Annotated in this window: 21 protein-coding genes; 14 read left to right on the top strand and 7 right to left on the bottom strand. The window is 66.4% G+C overall.

Translation table 11 applies throughout. From position 1 onward, the window contains the following. Positions 1-4: 4 nt before the first annotated feature. On the top strand, positions 5-676 hold the full coding sequence (locus ACQR1B_RS00780; protein ID WP_434832752.1) for a dienelactone hydrolase family protein: 672 nt from the start codon (positions 5-7) through the stop codon (positions 674-676). Between the two features lie 187 nt (positions 677-863). On the opposite strand, the gene ACQR1B_RS00775 is transcribed toward ACQR1B_RS00780, so the two are convergent. The 3 genes from ACQR1B_RS00775 to ACQR1B_RS00765 form a co-directional block, all read right to left on the bottom strand. Beyond that, positions 864-1,583, bottom strand: coding sequence for a polysaccharide biosynthesis/export family protein (locus tag ACQR1B_RS00775; RefSeq protein WP_434832753.1), 720 nt, complete (start codon positions 1,581-1,583; stop codon positions 864-866). 184 nt (positions 1,584-1,767) lie between these two features. Continuing rightward, positions 1,768-2,424, bottom strand: a complete 657-nt coding sequence (msrA, locus tag ACQR1B_RS00770; protein ID WP_434832754.1) for a peptide-methionine (S)-S-oxide reductase MsrA — start codon at positions 2,422-2,424, stop codon at positions 1,768-1,770. 131 nt (positions 2,425-2,555) lie between these two features. After that, on the bottom strand, positions 2,556-2,873 hold the full coding sequence (locus tag ACQR1B_RS00765) for a hypothetical protein (RefSeq protein ID WP_434832755.1): 318 nt from the start codon (positions 2,871-2,873) through the stop codon (positions 2,556-2,558). A 359-nt stretch (positions 2,874-3,232) separates the two neighbouring features. On the opposite strand from ACQR1B_RS00765, the gene rpsT reads away from it, so the two are divergent. The 8 genes from rpsT to ACQR1B_RS00725 all read left to right on the top strand — a co-directional run bounded on the left by rpsT (position 3,233) and on the right by ACQR1B_RS00725 (position 12,945). Beyond that, positions 3,233-3,499: a 30S ribosomal protein S20 gene (gene rpsT / locus ACQR1B_RS00760; protein WP_012047584.1), complete on the top strand. Its 267-nt coding sequence runs from the start codon at positions 3,233-3,235 to the stop codon at positions 3,497-3,499. 1,364 nt (positions 3,500-4,863) lie between these two features. Continuing rightward, complete coding sequence (gene dnaA, locus ACQR1B_RS00755) at positions 4,864-6,297, top strand: chromosomal replication initiator protein DnaA (RefSeq protein WP_434832756.1); 1,434 nt, start codon at positions 4,864-4,866, stop codon at positions 6,295-6,297. 293 nt (positions 6,298-6,590) lie between these two features. Further along, positions 6,591-7,709, top strand: a complete 1,119-nt coding sequence (gene dnaN / locus ACQR1B_RS00750) for a DNA polymerase III subunit beta (protein ID WP_434832757.1) — start codon at positions 6,591-6,593, stop codon at positions 7,707-7,709. A gap of 128 nt (positions 7,710-7,837) precedes the next feature. Then, positions 7,838-8,206 (top strand): endonuclease domain-containing protein, encoded by a 369-nt coding sequence (locus ACQR1B_RS00745; protein WP_434832758.1) that lies wholly within the window; start codon positions 7,838-7,840, stop codon positions 8,204-8,206. An 82-nt stretch (positions 8,207-8,288) separates the two neighbouring features. Next, on the top strand, positions 8,289-9,425 hold the full coding sequence (gene recF / locus ACQR1B_RS00740; protein ID WP_434832759.1) for a DNA replication/repair protein RecF: 1,137 nt from the start codon (positions 8,289-8,291) through the stop codon (positions 9,423-9,425). 295 nt (positions 9,426-9,720) lie between these two features. Further along, positions 9,721-12,156 (top strand): DNA topoisomerase (ATP-hydrolyzing) subunit B, encoded by a 2,436-nt coding sequence (gene gyrB / locus ACQR1B_RS00735; protein WP_434832760.1) that lies wholly within the window; start codon positions 9,721-9,723, stop codon positions 12,154-12,156. A 115-nt stretch (positions 12,157-12,271) separates the two neighbouring features. After that, a complete protein-coding gene (locus ACQR1B_RS00730; RefSeq protein WP_434832761.1) occupies positions 12,272-12,526 on the top strand; it encodes a FitA-like ribbon-helix-helix domain-containing protein in 255 nt (84 codons plus the stop codon). Beyond that, entirely contained in the window at positions 12,523-12,945 is a 423-nt protein-coding gene (locus ACQR1B_RS00725; RefSeq protein WP_434832762.1) for a type II toxin-antitoxin system VapC family toxin, read from the top strand. The genes ACQR1B_RS00730 and ACQR1B_RS00725 overlap by 4 nt, the downstream gene beginning before the upstream one ends. A gap of 137 nt (positions 12,946-13,082) precedes the next feature. On the opposite strand, the gene ACQR1B_RS00720 is transcribed toward ACQR1B_RS00725, so the two are convergent. After that, positions 13,083-13,472, bottom strand: a complete 390-nt coding sequence (locus ACQR1B_RS00720; protein WP_434832763.1) for a nucleotidyltransferase domain-containing protein — start codon at positions 13,470-13,472, stop codon at positions 13,083-13,085. A 135-nt stretch (positions 13,473-13,607) separates the two neighbouring features. Between ACQR1B_RS00720 and murA the strand changes: the two genes are divergently transcribed. The 3 genes from murA (at position 13,608) to ACQR1B_RS00705 (ending at position 17,679) form a co-directional block, all read left to right on the top strand. Next, positions 13,608-14,903 carry a UDP-N-acetylglucosamine 1-carboxyvinyltransferase gene (gene murA / locus ACQR1B_RS00715; protein ID WP_434832764.1) on the top strand — a complete coding sequence of 432 codons (1,296 nt, stop codon included), beginning with the start codon at positions 13,608-13,610 and terminating at the stop codon, positions 14,901-14,903. 148 nt (positions 14,904-15,051) lie between these two features. Then, on the top strand, positions 15,052-15,531 hold the full coding sequence (locus tag ACQR1B_RS00710; RefSeq protein WP_434832765.1) for a DUF2867 domain-containing protein: 480 nt from the start codon (positions 15,052-15,054) through the stop codon (positions 15,529-15,531). A 762-nt stretch (positions 15,532-16,293) separates the two neighbouring features. Next, entirely contained in the window at positions 16,294-17,679 is a 1,386-nt protein-coding gene (locus ACQR1B_RS00705; protein ID WP_434832766.1) for an MATE family efflux transporter, read from the top strand. 5 nt (positions 17,680-17,684) lie between these two features. On the opposite strand, the gene ACQR1B_RS00700 is transcribed toward ACQR1B_RS00705, so the two are convergent. Then, a complete protein-coding gene (locus ACQR1B_RS00700) occupies positions 17,685-18,827 on the bottom strand; it encodes an FUSC family protein (RefSeq protein WP_434832767.1) in 1,143 nt (380 codons plus the stop codon). A 118-nt stretch (positions 18,828-18,945) separates the two neighbouring features. Between ACQR1B_RS00700 and ACQR1B_RS00695 the strand changes: the two genes are divergently transcribed. Then, positions 18,946-20,316 carry an MmgE/PrpD family protein gene (locus ACQR1B_RS00695; protein ID WP_434832768.1) on the top strand — a complete coding sequence of 457 codons (1,371 nt, stop codon included), beginning with the start codon at positions 18,946-18,948 and terminating at the stop codon, positions 20,314-20,316. Between the two features lie 8 nt (positions 20,317-20,324). On the opposite strand, the gene ACQR1B_RS00690 is transcribed toward ACQR1B_RS00695, so the two are convergent. Further along, on the bottom strand, positions 20,325-21,731 hold the full coding sequence (locus ACQR1B_RS00690; RefSeq protein ID WP_434832769.1) for a serine hydrolase domain-containing protein: 1,407 nt from the start codon (positions 21,729-21,731) through the stop codon (positions 20,325-20,327). A 141-nt stretch (positions 21,732-21,872) separates the two neighbouring features. Beyond that, positions 21,873-22,940, bottom strand: a complete 1,068-nt coding sequence (locus ACQR1B_RS00685) for a helix-turn-helix domain-containing protein (protein WP_434832770.1) — start codon at positions 22,938-22,940, stop codon at positions 21,873-21,875. Between the two features lie 140 nt (positions 22,941-23,080). Between ACQR1B_RS00685 and ACQR1B_RS00680 the strand changes: the two genes are divergently transcribed. Continuing rightward, positions 23,081-23,998, top strand: a complete 918-nt coding sequence (locus ACQR1B_RS00680) for a pirin family protein (RefSeq protein ID WP_434832771.1) — start codon at positions 23,081-23,083, stop codon at positions 23,996-23,998. Positions 23,999-24,030: the final 32 nt, after the last annotated feature.

Below are 24,030 nucleotides of genomic sequence, written 5' to 3'. Positions count from 1 at the left end.
GAACGTGGGACAAGACATCAAGCTGACGGCATCGGACGGTTTTGAGCTCGGCGCCTACCGCGCCGATCCGATCGGAACGGCAAAAGGCGCGCTGGTCGTGATCCAGGAGATCTTCGGCGTCAATCATCACATCCGCAGCATCTGCGACCGTCTCGCCGCCGCAGGCTATGTCGCCATCGCCCCGGCGATCTTCGATCGCGTCGAGCCCAACTTCACCTCGGGCTATTCGCCGGACGAAATCGCCGTAGCGCGCAAGTTCGTCGCCAATCCCGACTGGCCGGCGATGCTGCGCGACACCCAGGCCGCGATCGATGCAGTGAAGGACATGGGGGCGGTCGGCGTCATCGGCTTCTGCCTCGGCGGCAGCATCGCCTATGTGGCTGCGACCAAGCTCACGGGGCTGAAGGCGGCGGTGGGATATTACGGCGGCGCCGTCGTGCGCTTCGCCGACGACAAGCCGGCCGTGCCCACCCAGCTGCATTTCGGCGAGAAGGATGCCGGCATTCCGCTCGCCGACGTCGACACCATCAAGGCCAAGCGGCCGGACGTCGAGATCTTCGTCTATCCCGGCGCGCAGCACGGTTTCGGCTGCGACGAACGCGCGAGCTACGACAAGCCGAGCGCCGATCTCGCCTGGACCCGCAGCCTGGCGTTCTTTGCGCAGCACCTGCGCTGAACGACGCCTCCGTCATTGCGAGGAGCGAAGCGACGAAGCAATCCAGAGTCGCGCGCGCAAGCCCTGGATTGCTTCGCGGAGCCTGTCATCGGGCCGCGCATTCGCGCGGACCCGTTGGCTCGCAATGACGGCGGATGGAGCCTCACGTCGCTCCACGACCTGTCTCAGCGCACGCAGGAACGGCAGATCAGAACCAGCGCTCGCCGACCTGGATCGTGTCGCCGGGCTTCAGCGAGGTGCCGAGCGGAACCTCGTACCGGGCGGCACCCGACGCATCGGTGTGGGTCAGCGTGACGATGTCGCGCCGGGCGCGCGGCGAAAAGCCGCCGGCGATCGCGATCGCGCTCTCGACCGTCATGTTGGGCACGTAAGGATATTGGCCGGGCGCCTGCACTTCGCCGAGGATGAAGAACGGGCGATAGGCCTCGATCTCGACCGCCACCGACGGCTCGCGGATGTAGCCGTTGCGCAGCTTGGCCGTGATCTCGGCGGCAAGGCCGGCCGCGGTGCGGCCGCGGGCGGGCACGCTGCCGATCAGCGGCATCGTGATCGAGCCTGAGGCGTCGATCGCATAGGTGTTGGTCAGCCCCTCCTGCCCGTAGACGACGACGCGCAGCTTGTCGCCGGCATCGAGATGGTACGCAGCATCACGCCGCGCCGGCGCGTAGCCGGCGGGCACCACATAGGCTCCGGCTCCACGCGGTGCGGCGGCGAACGCGTCGCGCAGCGCCGGAATCGCCCCGCCCTGCCCGGTGGCGGCAACCGGGCTGGAAGAAGGCGTCCCATAAGCCATTGCGTCGAGATCGCTCTGCGTTGGGATTGCGGCCACGGGGGAGGTCGTGTGCATGCAGCCCGACAGCAGGATGGAAGAGACGACGGCAATGACCGGAACAAACAACGCGCGCACTCGAACAATCCTTGAATGAGGATGTCCCGTAGTCATGCGCGGTTAAGGTTAACAAACCGTTGGCGCGTGTGCTCCCGGCATGCCGCAAGTGTGCACGGATGACGGCCGGCCCCAAAAAAAAATCCCTCTCCCACGGCGTGAGAGAGGGACCTCGGATTCTCGGTGTGGCGGTGCGCCGCAGCCCTTACGCGCTGACGCCGACACCGATCGGGCAGGCGACCCCGGTGCCGCCGAGCCCGCAATAGCCGGCCGGATTCTTGGCCAGGTACTGCTGATGATAATCCTCGGCGAAATAGAACGGACCCGAAGGCGCGATCTCGGTCGTGATCGTGCCGAGCCCCTTGGCGCGCAGGGCTCGCTCATAACCCGCCTTCGACGCCTGCGCCGCGTCGCGCTGCGCATCGTTGAAGATGTAGATCGCGGAGCGATATTGCGTGCCGACGTCGTTGCCCTGACGCATGCCCTGCGTCGGATCATGACTCTCCCAGAACGTCTTCAGCAGGCGCTCATAGGGCATGACCTTGGGATCGAACACCACCAGCACGACCTCGGTATGCGCCGTCAGCCCCGAGCACACCTCCTCATAGGTCGGGTTCGGCGTATGGCCGCCGGCATAGCCGACCGCCGTGACGTGGATGCCGTCGCCGAGTTGCCAGAACTTGCGCTCCGCGCCCCAGAAGCAGCCGAGCCCGAACACCGCTTGCTCGAGGCCGGCGGGATAGGGCGGCAGCAGGGCGCGGCCGTTGACGAAGTGGCTGGTGGCCGTTGGGATCGGCTGGGCCCGCCCGGGCAGCGCGTCGGCAGCGGTCGGAAGGGACAGGGATTTGCGCGTGAAGAACATGGGATGTCTCCGGGCATGGCATCCGGCCCGCCGGAGGGGGTCCGGCGGCGCGATGGCCGTTGGTCGGGGAATATATAGGTCTCTACGCGGCTGATCGCAGCGATGTTACGCCGCGCGCCGGTCCTGCGCGGTCAGTCGCGCGCATAGCCGATCAGCGGCTTGCGCGGCCGGAACAGCAGCATCAGCAGGATCCCGAGCAGCCCGAGCACGGCGAACACCGGCTGATCCAGGAACGCCTTGACGATCCACTCCCACAGGAACGGGGCCTTGGCCTCGATCCAGGCCTTGAAGGCGGCCTGGCTGGCCTGGTGGACGTCGTTCCAGAACTGGCCGAAACGGGTGAACTGCAGGGTCTGGTCGGCCACCCAGCGCGCGCCGTCATAGACCAGGAAGATGAAGCTTCCGGCCAGCAGCAACAGCCCCACCAGGCGGAAAAAACCGCGGATCATGCCTCACCTGCTCTCTCTCGCACGCCCTCGCGGGCAGCAAGGCCATAGCGGGGGTGCCTTAGAAATTCAACCTCGTCAGGGGTTTAGAACGCGCTTTTGACCGCTTCCCGGCGCCCGGCGGCGCTCCGAGACCGTTGACGCTCCGCTGGCCTGCCCCTATAAGGGCGCCATTGGCGGTGGGCGCAATCCCGCCGCCGCTGTTCTTTGAGCAGCGCCGATCCGCCGAGCCACCCGCTCCGGTCATCGCAATCTCAGAGAGGCGTCCGAACAACCCACCGCGTCGATGGGACCGCGTCAAGCGGGCCGCGCGCGGACCCGCAAGCGCGGCGACCGCTCGCCGCCGAAGGATATTTGAGAGCATGGCCAACACGACCTCCGCGAAGAAGGCGACGCGCAAGATTGCCCGCCGCACCATCATCAACAAGTCGCGTCGCACCCAAATGCGCGGCGCGGTTCGCTCCGTCGAAGACGCGATCAAGAAGGGCGATCGCGAAGCCGCGCTGAAGGCGATGGCCAACGCCGAGCCGCAGCTGATGCGCGCCGCGCAGCGCAACATCATTCACAAGAACAACGCCAGCCGCAAAGTGTCGCGCCTCACGCATCAGATCGCGAAGCTCGCCAAGTGAACCGTCCGTAAGTGAACCGTTCGTAATTGAACTGTTCGAACGACTGACGAACTATCAAGATGCAAACAGCCCGGCTCGCGCCGGGCTTTTCTTTTGCGCACCGGCTTTTGCTTTGTGCATTAACATGTGACGCTTTTCTTCTCTCGCGTCGTCGCGCCACGTTCTATTTCATTGCAACATGGCAGGATCATTGCGACCTCCGCGCGTATCGGAACATCGTGATGGAAGGCCGCCCCGGCGGCTTCCGTAGTCGTACGTGCAGTTCCGTAATTTTACGCGGTGACAATTTTGTCTCACTCGAAACGGCCGCGCTGCCGCGCGGCGTGAATGCGCATCGCTGTCAAGAGCGCGGGATGCGCGGGCCGCTCCGAGCGACGGGAGTTACCCGCCTTGGGCAATCGCGAAAAACATCGGCTCGAAAATGACTTAAGCGCATAGCGCGACGAAGTGATTGGAAAACCGACTGCGCTCGCCTTCTACGTAAAAAAATTATGAAGAAATTTTGGGCAGACGATGTTGTTTGTCACATCCGAGATTCCTCGCGATGATTCAAAACCTTGCTTTCTTAACGCGCAGCATCGCGCCGCAAGTGCCGCGAAGACTCGTCACGCCCGCATCCATCAAATGGATTGCGAGTCCCGTCGCATCGTGTATTTCTTAAATCCACTCGCGGCGCCCACGATCTTGAGACCAGCGCGGTTTTAGAAACGGGGCGGACGTGCAAATCGGCGGCGGTGTGCGCGTTGGCGACGCTTTCCAAAGCGGTGGCCGGATCAATCTCCATAGCAATATGGGGAACGACCGAATGTTGTCGAAATTTCTCAGGCGCAGCATCATCGTTGCGCCGCTTTGAACAAGAGAGATACGGCATCGGTCGACCGGCTGAAGCTTGCGGCGGCTTCGCTCAGTGAGTGGACAAGTTGGACGGGATCTACGACGGCGCGGCTGAATCTTGGGGTTCGGACGCGGCGGCATTGGGATGACAACTTGCCGTGAGCAATCACGGTAAGGCGGGGAGGTTGCATGCTTTACGGACACATCGCGGTTCAACACCATAGGCTAGTTCCGGATCACGCATCCTTGGCGGTCAACACTGAAGTGATCGACATCGCCAGCAAGGTCATGACCAGCGCGGCCATCGGCCCGCCTCCCGCCTCCTTCGCGCATCAGAGTATGCGCTGACCTCGCGGAGAACTTTCTTCCCCCAGCATCGATTTGCCCGACGGCATGCGTGCCGAACGGTAAGCCATGCCTGGAGTTGAGCCTCCGCTCGAGGTCTCGCTGCGGCAGACGCGTTCCTTCGTTCGACGTCCGCCCGGCGGCCACACGACACCACCACTCAATTCGAAAAGTTGCGACTTGCCATGACAAATTCGGAACAGGAACGCTGGTCTCGCGTGAAGGGTCGGCTGCGCTCGACCGTCGGCGAAGACGTCTATACGAGCTGGTTTGCCCGCATGGACCTCGAAGCCGTCCAGGACGAGAGCGTTCATCTGTCGGTGCCGACACGGTTCCTGAAGAGCTGGATCCAGGCGCATTATGCCGAGCGCGTGCTGTCGTGCTGGCAGGCCGAGATGCCCGAGGTGCACCGGATCGATCTGTCGGTGCGTTCGGCGATGCGCTGCGCGACCCCCGTCAAGGAAGCCCCGGTTGCGGTTGAAGCCCGCCGCGCCGAGCGCGGCGACGCCAAGCCGGCCAATGCCGAGACGCGGATGGCGGCGGCAGCGTCGCTCGCGACCAGCCATGACGCGCTCGGCGGCTCGCCGCTCGATCCGCGGCTGACGTTTGCGAGCTTCGTCGTCGGCCGCGCCAATACGCTGGCCCATGCCGCCGCGCGTCAGGTCGCCGATGGCCGCCGCGGCGACCCGGTGATGTTCAATCCGCTCTACATCCATGCCGGCGTCGGCCTCGGCAAGACGCATCTGCTGCAGGCCGTAACCTGGGCCGGCAACGCCGGCGGCGAGCGCAAGGTGCTCTACCTCACCGCCGAGAAATTCATGTACGGCTTCGTCGCCGCGCTGAAATCGCAGACGGCGCTGGCGTTCAAGGAAGCGCTGCGCGGCATCGACGTGCTGGTGATCGACGATCTGCAGTTCCTGCAGGGCAAGTCGACCCAGGCCGAGTTCTGCCACACGCTGAATGCGCTGATCGATGCCGGTCGCCAGGTGGTGATCGCAGCCGACCGGCCGCCGTCCGATCTCGAAAGCCTCGACGACCGCGTCCGCTCGCGGCTGGCCGGCGGCCTCGTCGTCGAGATGGCGACACTCGGAGAGGATCTGCGCCTGGGGATTCTGAAGTCGCGCGTCGCCGCGGCCCGCGCCCATCACGCGAGCTTCGACGTGCCGGAGCCGGTGCTCGATTATCTCGCCCGCTCCATCACCCATAACGGCCGCGACCTCGAAGGCGCCATCAACCGCCTGCTGGCGCATTCCAAGCTCAACAACCAGCCGGTCACGCTCGACATGGCCGAGCGCGAGGTGCGCGACCTGGTGCGCCCGCAGGAGCCGAAGCGGATCAAGATCGAGGACATCCAGCGTGTGGTGGCGCGGCAGTACAATGTCAGCCGCTCCGACCTGCTGTCGTCGCGCCGCACCGCCAATGTCGTGCGTCCGCGTCAGGTCGCGATGTATCTCGCCAAGACGCTGACCCTGCGCTCCCTGCCCGAGATCGGCCGCCGCTTCGGCGGACGCGACCACACCACCGTGCTGCACGCGGTCCGCAAGATCGAGGGGCTGGTCGGCAAGGACACCGCACTCAACGAGGAAGTGGAATCCCTCAAGCGGCAGCTGCAGGACTAGCTGCCCGCACGGCCAGGGGTGCGGACAGAAGGTCCGGCCCCAGCCGCGGTTGTCCCGTTACTCCGACGTCCCTCGGATCAGCTCCCCGGTTGGTGGAAACGCCTGCCGAAACATGGGAAATCGGCCCGCCATCCCTTGCGCTCGGGCCCCATCCGCGCCACTTTACGCCTCCCCCTCACGCTCCTGGACGCTGAAAAAGCGCTGTTCGGGCGCGAGGTGCCATCGGCCGCGGCGCTGCTCTCAGCCCGCCGGCATTCCAGGACGAGCTCAGTTGGGAACGGGCGGATAGTGCAATGAAGGTGACCGTCGAACGCGCGCAACTCCTGAAGTCGCTGGGCCACGTCCATCGCGTGGTCGAGCGGCGCAACACCATCCCGATCCTGGGCAATGTGCTGGTGCGCGCCGAGAATGCCCGGCTGTCGCTGCGCGCGACCGACCTCGATCTGGAAGTGACGGAGACCTTGGCCGCCGAGACCGCCACCGCGGGTTCCACCACCGTGCCGGCGCACATGTTCTACGACATCGTGCGCAAGCTGCCGGACGGCTCCCAGATCGTGCTGGAGAGCGACGGCGAGCGCGCGGTGCTGGCGATCCGCGCCGGCCGTTCCAAGTTCACGCTCCAGACGTTGCCGGAGAGCGACTTCCCCGATCTCGCCGCGGGCGAAATGACGCATGCCTTCGGCGTCCCCGCCAAGGACATCAAGAGCCTGATCGACCGCACCCAGTTCGCGATCTCGACCGAGGAGACGCGCTACTACCTGAACGGCATCTATCTGCATGCCGGCGGCAGCGCCAAGCAGCCGACCCTGCGCGCGGTCGCCACCGACGGCCACCGTCTCGCCCAGGTCGACCTGCCGCAGCCTGCCGGCGCCGCCGAGATGCCCGGCGTGATCGTGCCGCGCAAGACCGTCGGCGAGGTGCAGCGCCTGATCGAGGACAATGACAGCGAGATCAAGATCGAGCTGTCGCAGGGCAAGATCCGCTTCACGCTCGGACAGGTGGTGCTGACCTCGAAGCTGATCGACGGCACGTTCCCCGACTACGGCCGGGTCATTCCGCAGAACAACGACAAGGAGCTGGTCGTCGACAAGGCCGATTTCGCCGCCGCCGTCGACCGCGTCTCCACCATTTCCAGCGAACGCGGCCGCGCCGTGAAGCTCGCGCTGTCCGCCGGCAAGCTGATGCTGTCGGTGACCAATCCGGACTCCGGCAGCGCCACTGAGGAACTCGAGGTCGAATACGCCGCTGACGCGCTCGATATCGGCTTCAACTCGCGCTATCTGCTCGACATCGCCGCCCAGATCGAGGGCGAGGTCGCAGTGCTCCGCCTCGCCGATCCCGGCTCGCCGACCCTGATCCAGGACCGCGACAACCGCAACGCGCTGTACGTGCTGATGCCAATGCGGGTGTGAAGCAACACGGCTTCAAAGCGCACCGCGCGGAACGTGTGGAGGTCCGCCTCGCCAGGCCAACCACACGGCAAGAATCCCCTCTCCCCTTGCGGGAGAGGGTGCCGAGCGAAGCGAGGCGGGTGAGGGGTATGCCTCCACGATCACCGAGCCATCGGACGACATCCAGACGCATCCGCGGCTTTGCCAAGACGATGCGAAGTCAACCGACAGAGTCGGAAGCCGTGATGTGGCGATTGCTGCGTGATCGGAGATTCGAACGCTACAAGTTTCGTCGCCAGTCTCCGGTAGAGCAGTACATTGTCGATTTCGTCTGCTTCGAGAAGCGGCTGATCATTGAGATCGATGGCAGTCAACATGCGGATAACACGGCAGACGCCGAGCGAGATTCCATCTTGAGGACCGCCGGTTTTCGCATCGTTCGCTATTGGAACAACGATGTGCTGTACAATTCGTCCGCCGTTCAAGAGGACATCCTCACGAAGTTGAGCGAGCCGTGAGATACCCCTCACCCGCCGCCTTCGGCGGCACCCTCTCCCGCAAGGGGAGAGGGGAATTTGAACGTGTGGCATAGATCTTCCAATGACCCCCTCCCGCATCAACCGCCTCGCGCTGACGCATTTCCGCAGCTATCGCGCCGCCAGCGTCAGCGTGCAGGCGGACATGGTGGCGCTGGTCGGGGCCAATGGCGCCGGCAAGACCAATTGCCTGGAGGCGATCTCGTTCTTCGCGCCGGGCCGCGGCCTGCGCCGAGCCACCCTGGAGGACGTCGCCGACAACCAGGGTGACGGCTCCTGGGCGGTGTCCGCGGAGATCGAGGGCGCGCTCGGGCTTGCGACCTTCGGCACCGGCATCGAGCCGCCGCGCAGCGATGCCAACACCACGCGCCGCTGCCGGATCGACCGCGAGCCGGTCGGCTCGGCCGCCGCGTTCGGCGACCACATCCGCATGGTGTGGCTGACGCCTGCGATGGACGGGCTGTTCATGGGCGCAGCCTCGGAGCGGCGGCGCTTCTTCGACCGTCTGGTGCTGGCGATCGACAGCGAGCATTCGAGCCGCGTCTCGGCGCTGGAGCGGTCCCTGCGCTCGCGCAACCGGCTGCTCGAGGTGCGCAATTTCGACGACCATTGGTGTGACGCGATCGAACGCGAAACCGCCGAGCTCGCGGTCGCCGTCGCCGCGAGCCGCGGCCAGACCGCGATGAAGCTCGCCGCGATGCTGCACGCCCGCGGCGCCGCCTCCGCGTTCCCGTCCGCCGAGATCGCGCTCGACGGCTGGATGGAGAATGCGCTCTCGAACGAGCCCGCGCTGGCCGTCGAGGACCGCTACCGCGCCATGCTGCGCGACAATCGCGCGCGCGATGCCGCGGCCGGCCGCACGCTCGATGGCCCGCATCTCACCGACCTGCACGTCGTCTACGCGCCCAAGGCGATGCCGGCGCGCGATGCCTCGACCGGAGAGCAGAAGGCGCTGCTGATCGGCCTGATCCTGGCGCACGCGACCCTGGTCGCCGAGACCACCGGCATCGTGCCGATGCTGCTGCTCGACGAGATCGTCGCCCATCTCGATCCCGGCCGCCGCAGCGCGCTGTTCACCGAACTCGGCACGCTGGGTGCTCAGGTGTGGCTGACCGGCGCGGACCCGGCGGCGTTCGCCGAACTCCGCGGACTCGGCCAGATCTTCGACGTCGAGGCGGGGCGGATCGCCGCCCGGCCGTGAGCCCTCCCGCGGTCGACCCCGTCGGTCGACCGGCGTGAACCATCGCGCTCCGAACACCCCCGTCGAGACCTTTCCAGGCGCGGTCCGAACGGCGCCAAACAGGCGTCCGAATCGCCCTTTCGCGCGCCCCGCAGAGGGCCCTCGAACGGCTTGAAAATCCGTTAAAAAAACCCATCTCTTCAATATCTTAGGATATGCCACTTTGCGCTAGGCGCGCCTCCTCTTTCATGGCACAAATAGCGTTATCAGCATCCCGGCGCGACACCGCCCCTCGGGATCCTCTCAAAGGCCTCACATGACCGAACCCGCCCGGCAAACCATCGCCGAAAACGAGCCTGCAACCGCGAACGAGTACGGCGCAGAATCGATCCGGGTGTTGAAGGGCCTGGATGCCGTGCGCAAGCGCCCGGGCATGTATATCGGCGACACCGATGACGGCTCCGGCCTGCATCACATGGTCTACGAGGTCGTCGACAATGCGATCGACGAGGCGCTGGCGGGTCATGCCACGGCGGTCGAGGTCGTGCTCAATCCGGACAACTCCGTCACCGTGCGCGACGACGGCCGCGGCATTCCGGTCGACATCCACAAGGGCGAAGGCGTGTCGGCCGCCGAGGTCATCATGACCCAGCTGCACGCCGGCGGAAAGTTCGACCAGAACTCCTACAAGGTGTCGGGCGGCCTGCACGGCGTCGGCGTCTCCGTCGTCAACGCGCTGTCGAGCAAATTGCAGCTGCGGGTCTGGCGCGACGGCAAGGAACACCTCATCGAGTTCGCCCATGGCGACGCCGTGGCGCCGCTCGCGGTGGTCGGTGACGCCAACGGGCGGCGCGGCACGGAGGTAACGTTCCTGGCCTCGACCGACACCTTCAAGATGGTCGAATACGACTACGCCACGCTCGAGCATCGCCTGCGCGAGCTCGCCTTCCTCAACTCCGGCGTCAACATCGTGCTCTCGGACATGCGCCATGCGGTCGAGAAGCGCGAGGAGATGCACTACGACGGCGGCGTCGAGGAGTTCGTCAAATATCTCGACCGCAACAAGAAGGCGATCGTTCCCGCCCCGATCATGGTGCGCTCGGAGGTCAACGGCATCACCGTCGAGGCCGCTCTGTGGTGGAACGACAGCTACCACGAGAACGTGCTGTGCTTCACCAACAACATTCCGCAGCGTGACGGCGGCACCCATCTCGCCGGCTTCCGCGGCGCGCTGACGCGCCAGGTCAACGGCTATGCCGAGGCCAACGCCAAGAAGGAAAAGATCGCGCTGACCGGCGACGACTGCCGCGAGGGTCTCACCGCGGTGCTGTCGGTGAAGGTGCCGGATCCGAAGTTCTCGTCTCAGACCAAGGACAAGCTGGTGTCCTCGGAAGTCCGCCCCGTGGTCGAGAACGTGCTCAACGAGGCGCTCGCCGCCTGGTTCGAGGAGCATCCCGGCGAGGCCAAGACCATCGTCGGCAAGGTGATCCAGGCCGCAGCCGCGCGCGAGGCCGCCCGCAGGGCGCGCGAGCTGACGCGCAAGAGCCCGCTCAGCGTCTCCTCGCTGCCCGGCAAGCTCGCCGACTGCCAGGAGAAGGACCCGGCCAAATCCGAGCTGTTCATCGTCGAGGGTGACTCGGCCGGCGGCAGCGCCAAGCAGGGCCGCAACCGCGAATTCCAGGCGGTGCTGCCGCTGCGCGGCAAGATCCTCAATGTCGAGCGCGTCCGCCCGGACAAGATGCTGTCGAGCGAGCAGATCGGCACCCTGATCACCGCGCTCGGCACCGGCATCAGCGACGAGTTTTCGATCGACAAGCTGCGCTATCACAAGATCATCGTGATGACCGACGCCGACGTCGACGGCGCCCACATCCGCACCCTGCTGCTGACGTTCTTCTACCGCCAGATGCGCGAGATCATCGATCGCGGCCACCTCTACATCGCCCAGCCGCCGCTTTACAAAGTCACGCGCGGCAAGTCCGAGCAGTACCTCAAGGATGAGCGCGCGCTCGAAGACTATCTGATCGGCACCGGGCTCGACGACTGCGTGTTCAAGACGGCGGAGGGCGAGGAGCGCAAGGGCCGCGACCTGCTGGCGTTGGTCGAGGAGGCCCGCCTCGTCCGCAACATCCTGCGCAACCTGCACAACCGCTACGACCGCAAGGTTGTCGAGCAGGCCGCGATCGCCGGCGTGCTGCGGCCCGACATCACCCGCGACATCGCCACCGCGGACGCCGCGGCCGAGTACATCGCCAAACGGCTCGACGTGCTCGCCGACGAGGTCGAGCGCGGCTGGATCGGCCACTTCATGGAAGGCCAGGGTTTTACGTTCGAGCGCACGGTGCGCGGCGTCAAGGACGCCGCCGTGATCGACGACGCGCTGCTCGGCTCGGTCGACGCCCGCAAGCTCGACGACTACGCGGCGCGGCTGCAGGAAGCCTATGCCAAACCGGGTTCCCTGCGCCGCGGCGACACCCAGACCGTCATCCACGGCCCCGTCGACCTGTTCGAGGCCGTCACCGACGCCGGCCGCAAGGGCATCGCCATGCAGCGCTACAAAGGCCTCGGCGAGATGAACCCGCAACAGCTCTGGGAGACCACGCTCGACACCGACGCGCGCACGCTTCTCCAGGTGAAGGTCAAGGAGGTCGACGAGGCCGACGACATCTTCACCAAGCTGATGGGCGACGTCGTCGAACCACGCCGCGAATTCATCCAGGACAACTCGCTCAGCGCCAACGTCGACGTTTAGGAGCAGACCGTTCCGCCGGGCTGAGGTCGATACACCCGCCACGACAGCTGGCGCTTGACGTTTGATATCATTTCTTGATATTGATATCATTGAATCGACTCCGGATCCTGCCGTCATGCCAGCCGTCACCATTCGCAACCTTTCGGATGAGACGCATCGTGCCTTGAAGGTGCGAGCGGCCCAGCACAATCGCAGCACGGAGGCGGAGATCCGCGCCATCCTCGAAGCCGCCGTGCGGCCGGAAGGCCGGCTGCGTCTCGGCACCGCACTGGCTGAAATGAGCCGGAACATCGGACTCACCAATGCCGACGTCGAAGCCTTGGAGCAGAACCGCGACGCCAAGCCTGCCGAGCCGCTACGCTTCAAATGATCCTTCTCGACACCAATGTCGTGTCCGAGGCGATGAAGCCTGAACCGTCGCCAGCGGTCCGCGCGTGGCTCGACGAACAGGCTGCGGAGACCCTCTATCTGTCCAGTGTGACCGTCGCGGAGCTGATGTTCGGTATTGGCGCGCTGCCGAAGGGCCGGCGCAAAGACAGGCTATCCGCCACACTCGATGGCATATTGGAGCTGTTCGGCACGCGAGTCCTGCCGTTCGATACAAGTGCGGCGCGGCGCTACGCCGAGCTGGCGGTCAAGGCGCGCGCTGCCGGAAAGGGTTTTCCGACGCCCGACGGCTATATCGCTGCGATCGCAGCAGATCATGATTACGCCGTCGCATCCCGCGATACGAGCGCATTCACGGCGGCCGGCCTGACGGTGATCGATCCTTGGATCGCTGCGGCCTGAGGACGGTACGCGACCGCACCCGCGACCGTCGTTACCGGTCGGGATCTACGATGGTCTTGAATTGCGCCGGAGCGACATCTCGAGTTGGTTGATGGCGCTGTCCAGATCGGCCTCGACATCGCTCCAGCGATCATCGCTCATGGCAACGTCACCGCGTGACCGGCAATGCGCGCAAGCAGCCGCGCACTCGCCTGAGACCTGAGGTGGATGTCGGCCGGCAGCTCTTGACGGCGACACAGGTCCTCCGCGAGTTCGACGGCAGCAAGCTCATGCTCGCGCGGGACGTCGACGATGACGTCGAAATCACTGTCGAACGACATCAGCCGTTGCGCAACCGAGCCGAAGACGATGAAGCGGCCGCCGCGGCGTTCCGCAAAGCCTCCAACTCGGCCATGACGGTATCGGCCACCCGCTGCCGCCGTGCCGCCTCGCGCGCCTTTCGCACCGATACCGTAACGACATGGACCATGGCAGCTCCCACCCTGAATATCAGCGTTCCCGTGGCCCAAGACGATGTCCCACGGCACGGCCCGCCTCCGGAAAGTCGCTTGCCTGGGGCAGTGGCCTGCGTGCGCCTTCCGTGTTATTTCCGTCCCGCGATCCACGTTCCGCCGTGGCCGGTTGCACCCTGATCAAGCACCATCTCAGAACGGACTTCGCGCATGGCGCCCATTCAATACATCGTCGAGGGCGGCCACCGGCTCAAGGGTGCGATCGAGCCGTCGGGCAACAAGAACGCTGCGCTGCCGATCATTGCCGCAGCGCTCTTGACCGAACATCCGGTCACGCTCGACAACGTGCCGCGCATCCGCGACACCGAGACGCTGGTCGAACTGGTGCGCTCGGTCGGCGCCTCCGCCGAGTGGCGCGGCCGCAACCGGCTCGCGATCCACGCCAAGGAGATCCGCGCCGCCGATCTCGATCCGGATCTGTGCGCGCGCATCCGGGCCTCGATCCTGCTGGCCGGCCCCCTGCTCGCCCGCTGCGGCGAGGTGGCGCTGCCGCCGCCCGGCGGCGACGTGATCGGCCGCCGCCGCCTCGATACGCATTTCCTCGCCTTCGAGCAGTTAGGGGCCACCGTCACCGCCACCGACAAGATCGAGCTGCGCGCCTCCGGCCTGAAAGGCGCCGACGTATTCCTCGACGAGCCCAGCGTCACCGCGACCGAGAACGCGCTGGTCGCGGCCGTCGCCGCCCACGGTACGACCTACTTGCGCAACGCCGCCTCCGAGCCGCACGTGCAGGACCTCGCCCATTTCCTGGTCGCGCTCGGCGCCAACATCGAGGGCATCGGCACCAACACCATGGTAATCCATGGCGCCAGCGCGCTCGGCCAGGCGTCCTATGCCATCCAGCCCGATCACATCGAGGTCGGCTCGCTGATCGGGCTTGCCGCGGTGACGCGCTCGCCGCTCCGCATCGTGCGCGCCGGCACCGAGCATCTGCGCTCGATCCGCATGGGCTTCGAGCGGCTCGGCATCGTCTGCGAGGTCGCGGGCGATGATCTCATCGTGCCCTCCGAGCAGACCTTGAAGATCAAGGATGATTTCGGCGGCCACGTGCCGAAGCTGGAGGACCAGCCCTGGCCGGCCTTCCCTGCCGATCTGATGTCGATCGCGATCGTCACCGCCACGCAATGCGAGGGCGTGATCCTGATGTTCGAGAAGATGTTCGAGTCGCGGATGTTCTTCGTCGACAAGCTGATCTCGATGGGCGCCCGCATCGTGCTGTGCGACCCGCACCGTGCCATCGTCGCCGGCCCCAGCCAGCTGCGCGGCGCCCGCGTCGTCTCCCCCGATATCCGCGCCGGCATGGCCATGCTGCTCGCCGCGCTCTGCGCCGAAGGTACTTCCTACATCGACAACGCCGACCAGATCGAACGCGGCTACGAGCGCATCGACGAGCGGTTGAACGCGCTCGGCGCGAAGATAACGCGGGTGCCAGAGCGGGGGCGGTAGCGAGGTTCGCGCTGATCGCTCTTCCGTCATTGCGAGCGCTCGCAATGACCTGTTGATGGACTGTCGATGGGGCCATCGGCCTCTTTGGCTTGTACGGACCGGCGTCGTACGGCGCAGGAGCGGCCCTGATATGTGAGGCTCAAGCAGCATGACGATCAGCGAGATCACTGCCGATGTCGACCGTGACCGATGGCTCGCCGGTGCCGACTTCGCCGATGCCTTCCGCATCACTGTCGACAGACCGGGCCTCAATGCCCGCACCGCGGCCGAGCACATGCTCGGCCACTCGCCCTGGTGGATGGCAGCTCTCCTGAATCTCCGCAATGGGCTGGTCCGGCCGTTCGGCTTGAAGACCTCGGGCGCGGACGCACGCCATCCGGGCCCCATGATCGGGATATTCCCGGTGATCAGCGAAACGCCAAGGCAACTGGTGCTCGGCTTCGACGACAAGCATCTGGACTTCCGCGTTCTGGTCGACGTTGCGACGATCGGCGCGACCTCGCAGGTGACCGCGACGACCCTGGTCCAGACCCACAACGCACTCGGCCGCATCTATCTCGCCGTCATCACGCCGTTTCATCGCCTCGTGGTGCAAGCCACGCTCCGGCAGGTCGCAGTGGCCACCTGATTGCGTTCAACGCGTCTCTGTCCTCCGCAACGAGTTCGAACGTTTCACCTCACAAAGACGCAGATCGCATCTGAGGCGCCGGCAGCTCCGACCACGTCAGCCATTTGCGCTTTTATTTTTCCGAATTTTAGGCTTGCGTTTATTCCGCAAATCAGAAACAATGCCGCCATCCCGTCCTCGTTGAGAGGGACGCTTCGCGATCGTCACGAACGTTGAGCGTGGGATGCGATGGATGCGGCGGCTTTCAGCGTGCGCTTGGGGCAACTCGAGGTCGGCACGTGGACGAAGGAGCGGTCGCATACGGCGAAATCGTATGGTCCTGGCCTCCCGACGCTGAGGTCAAGCCGGCGAACGATCTGCTGGTGACGGTGGCCAACACGCACGGCGCACCGGGGAGAGTACGTATAAGCCGTTCCAACCATGGCGCAGGGAAGGCCGGATGCGCGGCCCACCTGTGGTGACTGCCGCCTGCTACTTCTTTTGCAGGCGGGCCATGGGTGTGGTCAAGCACCCGGCCTTCCCTGCCCCTCTTGCTAACGAGGGGACGAAATACAGCATCACCCGGGCATGGCGTGCCGCGGGAACGCGGGCTGTTGTCGCTTCATGTGGTCACACACAACAGAGATCGGGACGCCGTCGCGAACGACTGCGGCAACCGGCTTCGCCGCGGCGCGCCGTCGTTCCGCGCGGATGGTCCGGCCATCGACACGCCCGCTTCCGCGCGATGTGCATTGCGCAGGAGCCGCTGCTATACCGGCGATCATGACCTCGACAACTAGAACCGACCCCGCGCCGCTACCCACGGCGCCGACACCTTCTCTTGCGCACGAGCTCTGGGAGACGATCCGGCTCGCCGCGCCGATGGCGCTGACGCAGCTGTCGCAGATCGCGATGATGTCGACCGATCTCGCCTTCATCGGCCGGCTCGGCGGCGACGCCGTCGCGGCGGCGGCCCTGGCGGGCACGGTGTATTTCGTCGGCTCGACCTTCGGCATGGGCCTGATGTCCGCCGTGGCGCCGCTCGCGGCGCAGGCGTTCGGCGCCGCGGACACTGCCCTGGTGCGGCGCGCGCTGCGTGTCGGCCTGTGGGCCGGCCTGGTCATCGCGCTGCCGATCATGCTGATCGCGTTGAATGGTGAAGCCATCCTGCTCGGGCTGGGACAGGCGCCGGGCGTGGCGCATCTCGCGCAGGCTTATCTGGCCGGCCTCGCCTGGGGCATCGCACCGATGCTGTGGTTCCTGGCCTTGCGCAGCTTCATGGGTGCGGTCAACCGTCCCGAACCGGTGCTGTGGATCACGCTCGCCGCCATCCCGCTCAACGCGCTGCTGGTCTACCCGCTGCTGTACGGACTGTGGGGTTTTCCGCGGCTCGGACTGACCGGCGTCGGCCTCGCGACCTCGCTGGTCAATGCTGGCACCTTTCTCGCCGGGCTGTGGTTCGCCACGTATCGTCCGCCGTTCCGCGACTATCGCGTGCTCGCGCAGCTCGGAGACGTCGACTGGCGGCTGATGCGGCAGCTCCTCGTCATCGGCGCGCCGATCTCGCTGTCGTTCCTGCTCGAATACGGTCTGTTCTCGGCAGCCGCGATCCTGATGGGATGGATCAGCACGCCCGCACTCGCGGCGCATCAGATCGCGCTGCAGATCACGGCGATCCTGTTCATGGTCCCGTTCGGCATCAGCATGGCCGCGACGGTGCGCGTCGGCCACGCCGCAGGGCGAAGCGATGCGCGCGGCGTGCGCCGTGCCGGCCTGATGGCGATGCTGCTCGGCCTTCTCCTTGCCGTGCTGTTCACGCTCGGCATCATACTGGCGCGATTCGAGATCGTGCAGCTGTTCCTCGGCGCCGGCCTCGCCGATGCCGCGGCGACCGCGGCGCTGGCAGCGACCTTGCTGCTGGTCGGCACGACCTTCTTCATCACCGACGCCCTGCAGACCATCACGGTCGGCGCGCTGCGCGGTATCAAGGATACGCGCGTGCCGCTGCTGCTCGCCGTGCTCGGCTATTGGGTGATCGGCTTTTGCGCGTCTTACCTGCTCGGCCTGCACACCGCGCTCGGCGCCATCGGGATCTGGATCGGGCTGTCGATCGGCACCGCCATCTACTCCGCGCTATTGGTGCTGCGCTTCCTGCGGTTGTCAAGATGAGAGACTCACGCGCCCGCCGTATCGGCTTTCTCCTCCGGCTCGGGCCGATGCGGCTTGCCGGTCGATGCTCCTGCCCATTCCGCCACGACGCGTTCGAGATCGATCAGGTTCTGGCGCATCTGCTCCAGCGAAAACCCGAGCGCGAAGAAGCGTTCGGCGGCGTCGCCCGGCAGGCCCCGCGTGAGGCCATCGGTGCGCACGGCGGCGACCGCCTCGGCATAGGCCTTGACCGCGACATGGATCGGCCAGATCGGCGGCGGGCCGGAGCCGTTGCGGATGGCTGCGGCGCAGCCGCGCAGATAGCTCGCGATCGCGTCGCTGACGCGCGTGACCGGCCCCGACAGCCGCGCCTGCAGTTCCGACGGCAGCGGCACCACGCTGGCGCGGCCGATCATCACCACGTCGTGGCGCAGCCGCAGGATGGTGCGCAGCAGCGGCCCGGTATCAGCGCCGGACGACAGCCGCGCCGCGCGCTCGCGCTCTGCTTCGGCCCCGGTCGCATTCAATGCGGTCAAGGCCGTGCCGATGCCGTCCTGGATCCGGTGCAGCGCATCGTTGTCGCGGCCGCGCGACAGGCCCGCCAGCAGTTCGGTCATCGCCGCGGCGATCAGCTCCAGCAGCCGCCCGGCCGCACTGCGGATCTGCACATGGGCGCGCGACGGCAGCACGATGAACGAGACCACGAGTCCCGTCAGCGCCCCCACGGTGACCTCGAAGACGCGGTCGACCGCCGAGCCGACGGCATCGAGATGGCCCATGGTCGGCACCAGCAGCACGATGACGGCGGTGACGGTCGCCGCGTTCAAACTCGGATTGAGCGCGGCAATGAAAGCGAGCGGCGTCACCGCCAGGATCAGCATGCCGAGCAGCTGCAATTCGCCCGAATGCGGGATCAGCAAGGTGATGGCGCCACCATAGAGCGCGCCGCCGATGGTGCCGAACATGTAGTCGCGCGTCGCCTTCAGCGATCGCCCCACGCTGCCCTGCGTGACGATCAGCGAGGTCAGCACCGCCCACAGCGGCAGCTTGAGCTGAAAGGCGGTTGCGATCGCGAAGGCAAGCGTCGCAGCCACCGTGCCCCGGACGGCCAGTGCCATCTGGGCTTTGCGGGCGCGCACCCGGCCGAACAGCTGCTTCAAAAACACCATCAATCGCTCACCTTGAAAACCACCGGCGCGAGGGCATGGCAGCTTCCCACCGGGCCCGGCCGGCTTGAAAGGCGGAATCAGTCTGCCTACGCTGGCCGGCAAGAAACGAGGAAACACGATGGCCCAGGAAACCGCAACGCTCGCCGCCTATGTCGCAGAGCTGAAATATGACGATATCCCGCCCGAGGTGCTCGACCGCGCCAAGGTGCTGACGCTGGATTTTCTCGGCAGCGCGATCCGCGCCCGCCGTGAGGCGGAATCGACGCCGGCGGTGGTGAAGATGCTGGCCGCGCTGAAGCTGGATTCGGCGGGCGAAGCGACGGTGTTCGGCGACTCCAGGACGTGGACGCCGGCGGTGGCGGCACTGCTCAACGGCACGATGGGCCATTCGCTCGACTTCGACGATACCCACGCCGATTCCTCGCTGCACCCGAGCGCGCCGGTGGTGCCGGCCGCTTTCGCCGTCGGCGAAATGGTCGGCGCCTCCGGCCGCGAGGTGCTGACCGCGATCGTTGCCGGCTATGAGGTCTGCTGCCGCCTCGGCAACGCGCTCGACCCGACTTCGCATTATGCGCGCGGCTTCCATCCGACCGCGACCGCGGGCACCTATGGCGCGGCGGCGGCCGCCGGCAAACTGTTCGGCCTGTCTGAGCAGCAGCTCATCTCTGCGTTCGGCGTCTCCGGCAGCCAGGCGGCAGGCTCGCTGCAATTCCTGGTCAACGGCGCCTGGAACAAGCGCTATCAGGTCGGAGCGTCGGCCATGAACGGCGTCATTGCAGCAACGCTGGCCAAGAACGACTTCGTCGGCGCGGTCGAATCCGTCGAGGGCAAGCACGGCCTGCTGGTCGGCTACACCGACACGCCGCACCACGAGAAGGCCGTGGCCGGGCTCGGCTCGACCTATGAGACGATGAAGATCGGCGTGAAGCCGTATCCGAGCTGCCGCTATACCCATGCGGCGATCGACGCCATCATCGCGCTGCGCCGCGAGCACAATCTGACGCCGGACCAGGTCAAGCGCGTCGAGGTTGGCCTGCATCGCAACGGTATCACCCTGACCGGCGACGCCGCCACCAAGCGGCATCCGACCTCGATCGTCGGCGGCCAGTTCTCGATGTTCTTCACCGGCGCGCTGGCGCTCGACCAGGGCCGCTTCGGCTGGGACGACTACACGAGGCTCGGCGATAGCGCGATCAATGCGCTGGCCGACAAGTTCGATGTCGTGCAGGACGACAAGCTCGAACTCGGCCGCAGCCATCCGTTCGGCGCGCGCGTCACCATCACCACCGAGGACGGCGTGCACGAGCGGCTGCACGACGATCCCTCCGGCGAGCCGACCTCGTTCCCCTCCGCGCAGGCGATGAGCGACAAGTTCATCACCTTGGCGCGGCCGGTGCTGAGCAGCCGGGCACAGAGCTTTGCCGACGCGATCATGTCGCTGGAGCGCTTTGAGCGTGTCGCGCAGGCCACCGCTTTGGGGAGGGCCTGATCCAAGCGTTACTCTCCCCGCGTCGCCGCGATCACGTCGCTGACGAGCTGCGCCACGCCGTCGGCCTCCGGCGGCCAGTTCAAGGTGCGGCCGAAACGCGCGATGACCAGGCGCTCGGAGGGGATGACGATGACATACTGGCCGAGCGAGCCCTTGGCGAAGAAGGCATCGCGCGGCCAGCCGTGGGAGACGCGATAGGTAGCGCCAAAGCTGTCGCCGCGGTTGGTCCAGAAGCCGGCGCCGAGCCCGACGAAGGCGCCCGGGGTCGGCGTGGCCACGTACTTGACCCAGCCCTCGGGCAGGATACGGCGGCCGCCGACGACGCCGTCGTCGAGATACAGCTGGCCGAGCCGCGCCCAGTCCCGCGCCGAGGCCAGCATCTGGCTCGATCCCTCCGGCGTGCCGGCGGCATCGAACTCGAGGGTCACGTTGCGCATGCCGAGTGGATCGAACAGTTCGCGATGCGCAAAGCGCAGGACATCCGCAGCACTGCCCCCGACGGCGTCGCGGATGAGATGCGAGAGGATGACGGTATTGCCGTCGTGATAATTGCTGACCGCGCCCGGGACGGTTTCGAGCGGCATCGATTCGGCGAACGCGGCGCGGTCGGGCTCGACGAACTTCATCCGGTTCACCGGCTCCAGCGCCGACAGCAGCGAGGCCTGCAGCGAGTTGCCGAGCGCGATCCCGGCGGTGTGGCGCAGCAGGTGATCGACGGTGATGGCATGGCGCGGATCGCCCTCGCTCCCCCACGCCGCGACCGGCGCGGGCGCATGCAGGGCGAGCTTGCCCTGGCGGACGAGAATGCCGACCAGGGTCGCGGTCATCGACTTGGTCGCGGAGAAGCCGAGCAACGGCGTCTCGGGCGTAAAGCCCGGCGCATATCGTTCGGCGATCGGCTTGCCGTCCTTGAGCACGACGACCGCATGCGTCCGCCGGAACGGCGGCGCCTCCGGTTCGCTGAAGGCGCGGTCGAGCGCGGCTGCGAGAGCCGCTGTGGCCGGCGTGACCGGCCGAGGTGGGGCGATGTCCGGCGGCGGGGCGGGCCCCCGAGCAACAGGCCGGATCGCCGGCCAACCCTCCGCCTCGCCATGATCCAGATGGCAGCCAAGGCCATCCCGATAGACAGCATGGCTGCGGCCGAGCCCGAACAGGGTCACAGTAACGTCCCTGCCGGCGTGATCCACCCGAATGTCCATCGCCCAGGTGAGCAGCCCCGCGCCCGGCATCGCCGCCTGGGTTTCGGCGAGAACACGGTCTGGATTGAGGCCCGAGACAAACGTCTCCGAGCACAGCACGCTGGCGATGAAGCCCGTCGCCACTTGGGGTACGTCGCGCGCGCGGGCGGCGCCCATCGCCAGGGCAGTCAGAGCGACGGTCGACACGAAGACGAGCAGCAGGCGGCGGCGGGTCATGGAGAGCTCCAGCAGATGGACCTGCCGGACCACACCGCGACGGGAGCCTGGAGGCTCGCCGATTTCGAAACATGCACTCGCCGGAACTGGCGAAGGTCTCACCGATTTTGGAATTCTCCTGTGATTTCAGCGTCCGGAACATCACGCCGCGGCCAACCTCATGCGCCGATACTCCGTCGGCGTCACCCCGGTCGCGGCCTTGAAGGCGCGGTTGAAGGGGCCGAGCGACTGGAACCCGGCGTCCATCGCGATGGTGATCACGGACACCTCGGCCTGGGCGGGATCGGCGAGCGCGGCCTTGGCTTCCTCGATGCGGTGGTTGTTCAGGAAGGTGTTGAAGTTGCGGTAGCCGAGTTCGCCATTGATCAGCCGGCGCAGCCGGTACTCGGGAATGGAGAGCCGGGTCGCCAGCATGCCGATGGTGACGTTCTCCTGCCGGTAGATCCGCTCGTCGGCCATCAGCCGCATCAACGCGTCGACCAGCTTGCGGTTGGCGGCAGGCTGGGCCGCGACAACCGGCTCCGGCACGCTTATCGCACCATCATGCGGCGCCTCGGGAGCGAACACATCGGACGCACCGACCTTCAGCAGCATCGCCGCGACGGCGCCGACGACGGCCAAGAACATCGCCGCATTGACGACATTGGCGAGCTCCGACGGACCGCTGCCAGACGCGACCATCTGCAGCAGCGCGTTGACGCCGCCGTAACCAAGCGCCGCGATGACGACGAAGGCGCGGACGCGACGGCGGCCCTCGACGAGATCCGCCGACCACGACCGGATCGTCTGCGCCAGACTCAATCCGACGAAACCAAGCGCCAGCAGATTGTTGGCGACGATGACGATCCGAGCATGCCCCGCCGGCCCGAGCACGAGACAGCTGATCAGGCTGAAGCTGGACACCGCGAGCCAGATCAGGCCGTGCTGCCATCGCAGCGCGAAGCCGTCGTCGAACAGCGCGCGGCAGAACAGCCAGAGCACGACGATGTCGGCGGTCGCCAGCGCGATCAGCGGCGACGCCGCGAGCAGTGGCGCCGCGATGCCGCCGATGTTGAACGTCGCCGCGTGCGCGGCCGAGCCGAGCGCCAGCGCGACGGCGAGCCGGCCGACGGACTGCCTGCCGATATCACGCCACAACGACACGGCCAGCATGGCGAGCAGCGCGATGGCTGCGGCGCGAAGGGCAAGATCCAGGTGGTCGAGCGGCATCATCACACGTCCATGATCGGCGCCGGAACTCTAGGCCGGGCCTTGACGGCTTTCAAATCGCACGGATGTCGCGACGTCATGCCCTGCCCTCGCCTTCGCGAAACTGCTAAGCTGGCGCAACGATTTTTCAGGAGCCTCCCATGAGCTGGCAGCCATCGATCGATCCCGAATTCGGCGATCCCGCCTCCTGCGATGCGCTGGAGCACGTCATCGTGCCGCGCACCCGCGATCTCGGCGACGGCTTTGCGGTGCGCCGCGCGCTGCCGCATGGACGGCGGCAGATGGTCGGGCCGTTCATCTTCTTCGATCATTTCGGCCCGGTGCAATTCGTCTCCGGCAAGGGCATGGACGTGCGGCCGCATCCGCATATCGGCTTGGCCACCGTCACCTATCTGTTCGACGGCGCCATCATGCATCGCGACAGCGAGGGCAATGTGCAGGAGATACAGCCCGGCGCGATGAACCTGATGACCGCCGGCCGCGGCATCGCGCATTCCGAGCGCACGCCCGACCTGCAGCGGCAGAACGGGCAGCAGATGCTGGGCCTGCAGAGCTGGATCGCGCTGCCGGTGGAATCCGAGGAGATCGCGCCGAGCTTCCAGCATTATGCGGCGGGCGCGCTGCCGACCGTCAGCGATACCGGCTTCTCCGCGCGCATCATTGCCGGCAGGGCGTTCGGAAAAGCCTCGCCGGTGACGATGGTCTCGCCCTGGTTCTATGTCGAGGTCACCGCGCAGGCCGGCACCGTCGTGCCGCTCGATCCTGACCACGAGGAGCGCGCCATCTATATCGTCGACGGCGAGATCGAGATCGCGCGCGAGCGCCACGAGGGCCCGCGGCTGCTGATCTTCCGCCCCGGCGACGCCATCAGCGTCCGCACGGTCAAGCCGACCCGGATGATGTTCCTCGGCGGCGATGCGCTCGAAGGGCCGCGCCACGTCTGGTGGAATTTCGTCTCCTCCAGCAAGGAGCGCATCGAGCAGGCCAAGCAGGACTGGAAAACCGGCCGCTTCGCCGCCGTTCCGCAGGAGCACGAGTTCATTCCGCTGCCGGAATAGGCTATGGGGAGCCATGCTCCCTTTCGAAGGCT

It is taken from the genome of Bradyrhizobium oligotrophicum, assembly GCF_051168495.1.
GTDB lineage: Bacteria > Pseudomonadota > Alphaproteobacteria > Rhizobiales > Xanthobacteraceae > Bradyrhizobium > Bradyrhizobium oligotrophicum_A.
The sequence above is the reverse complement of the archived record's forward strand: the minus strand, read 5'-3'. Positions and strand labels throughout refer to the sequence as shown.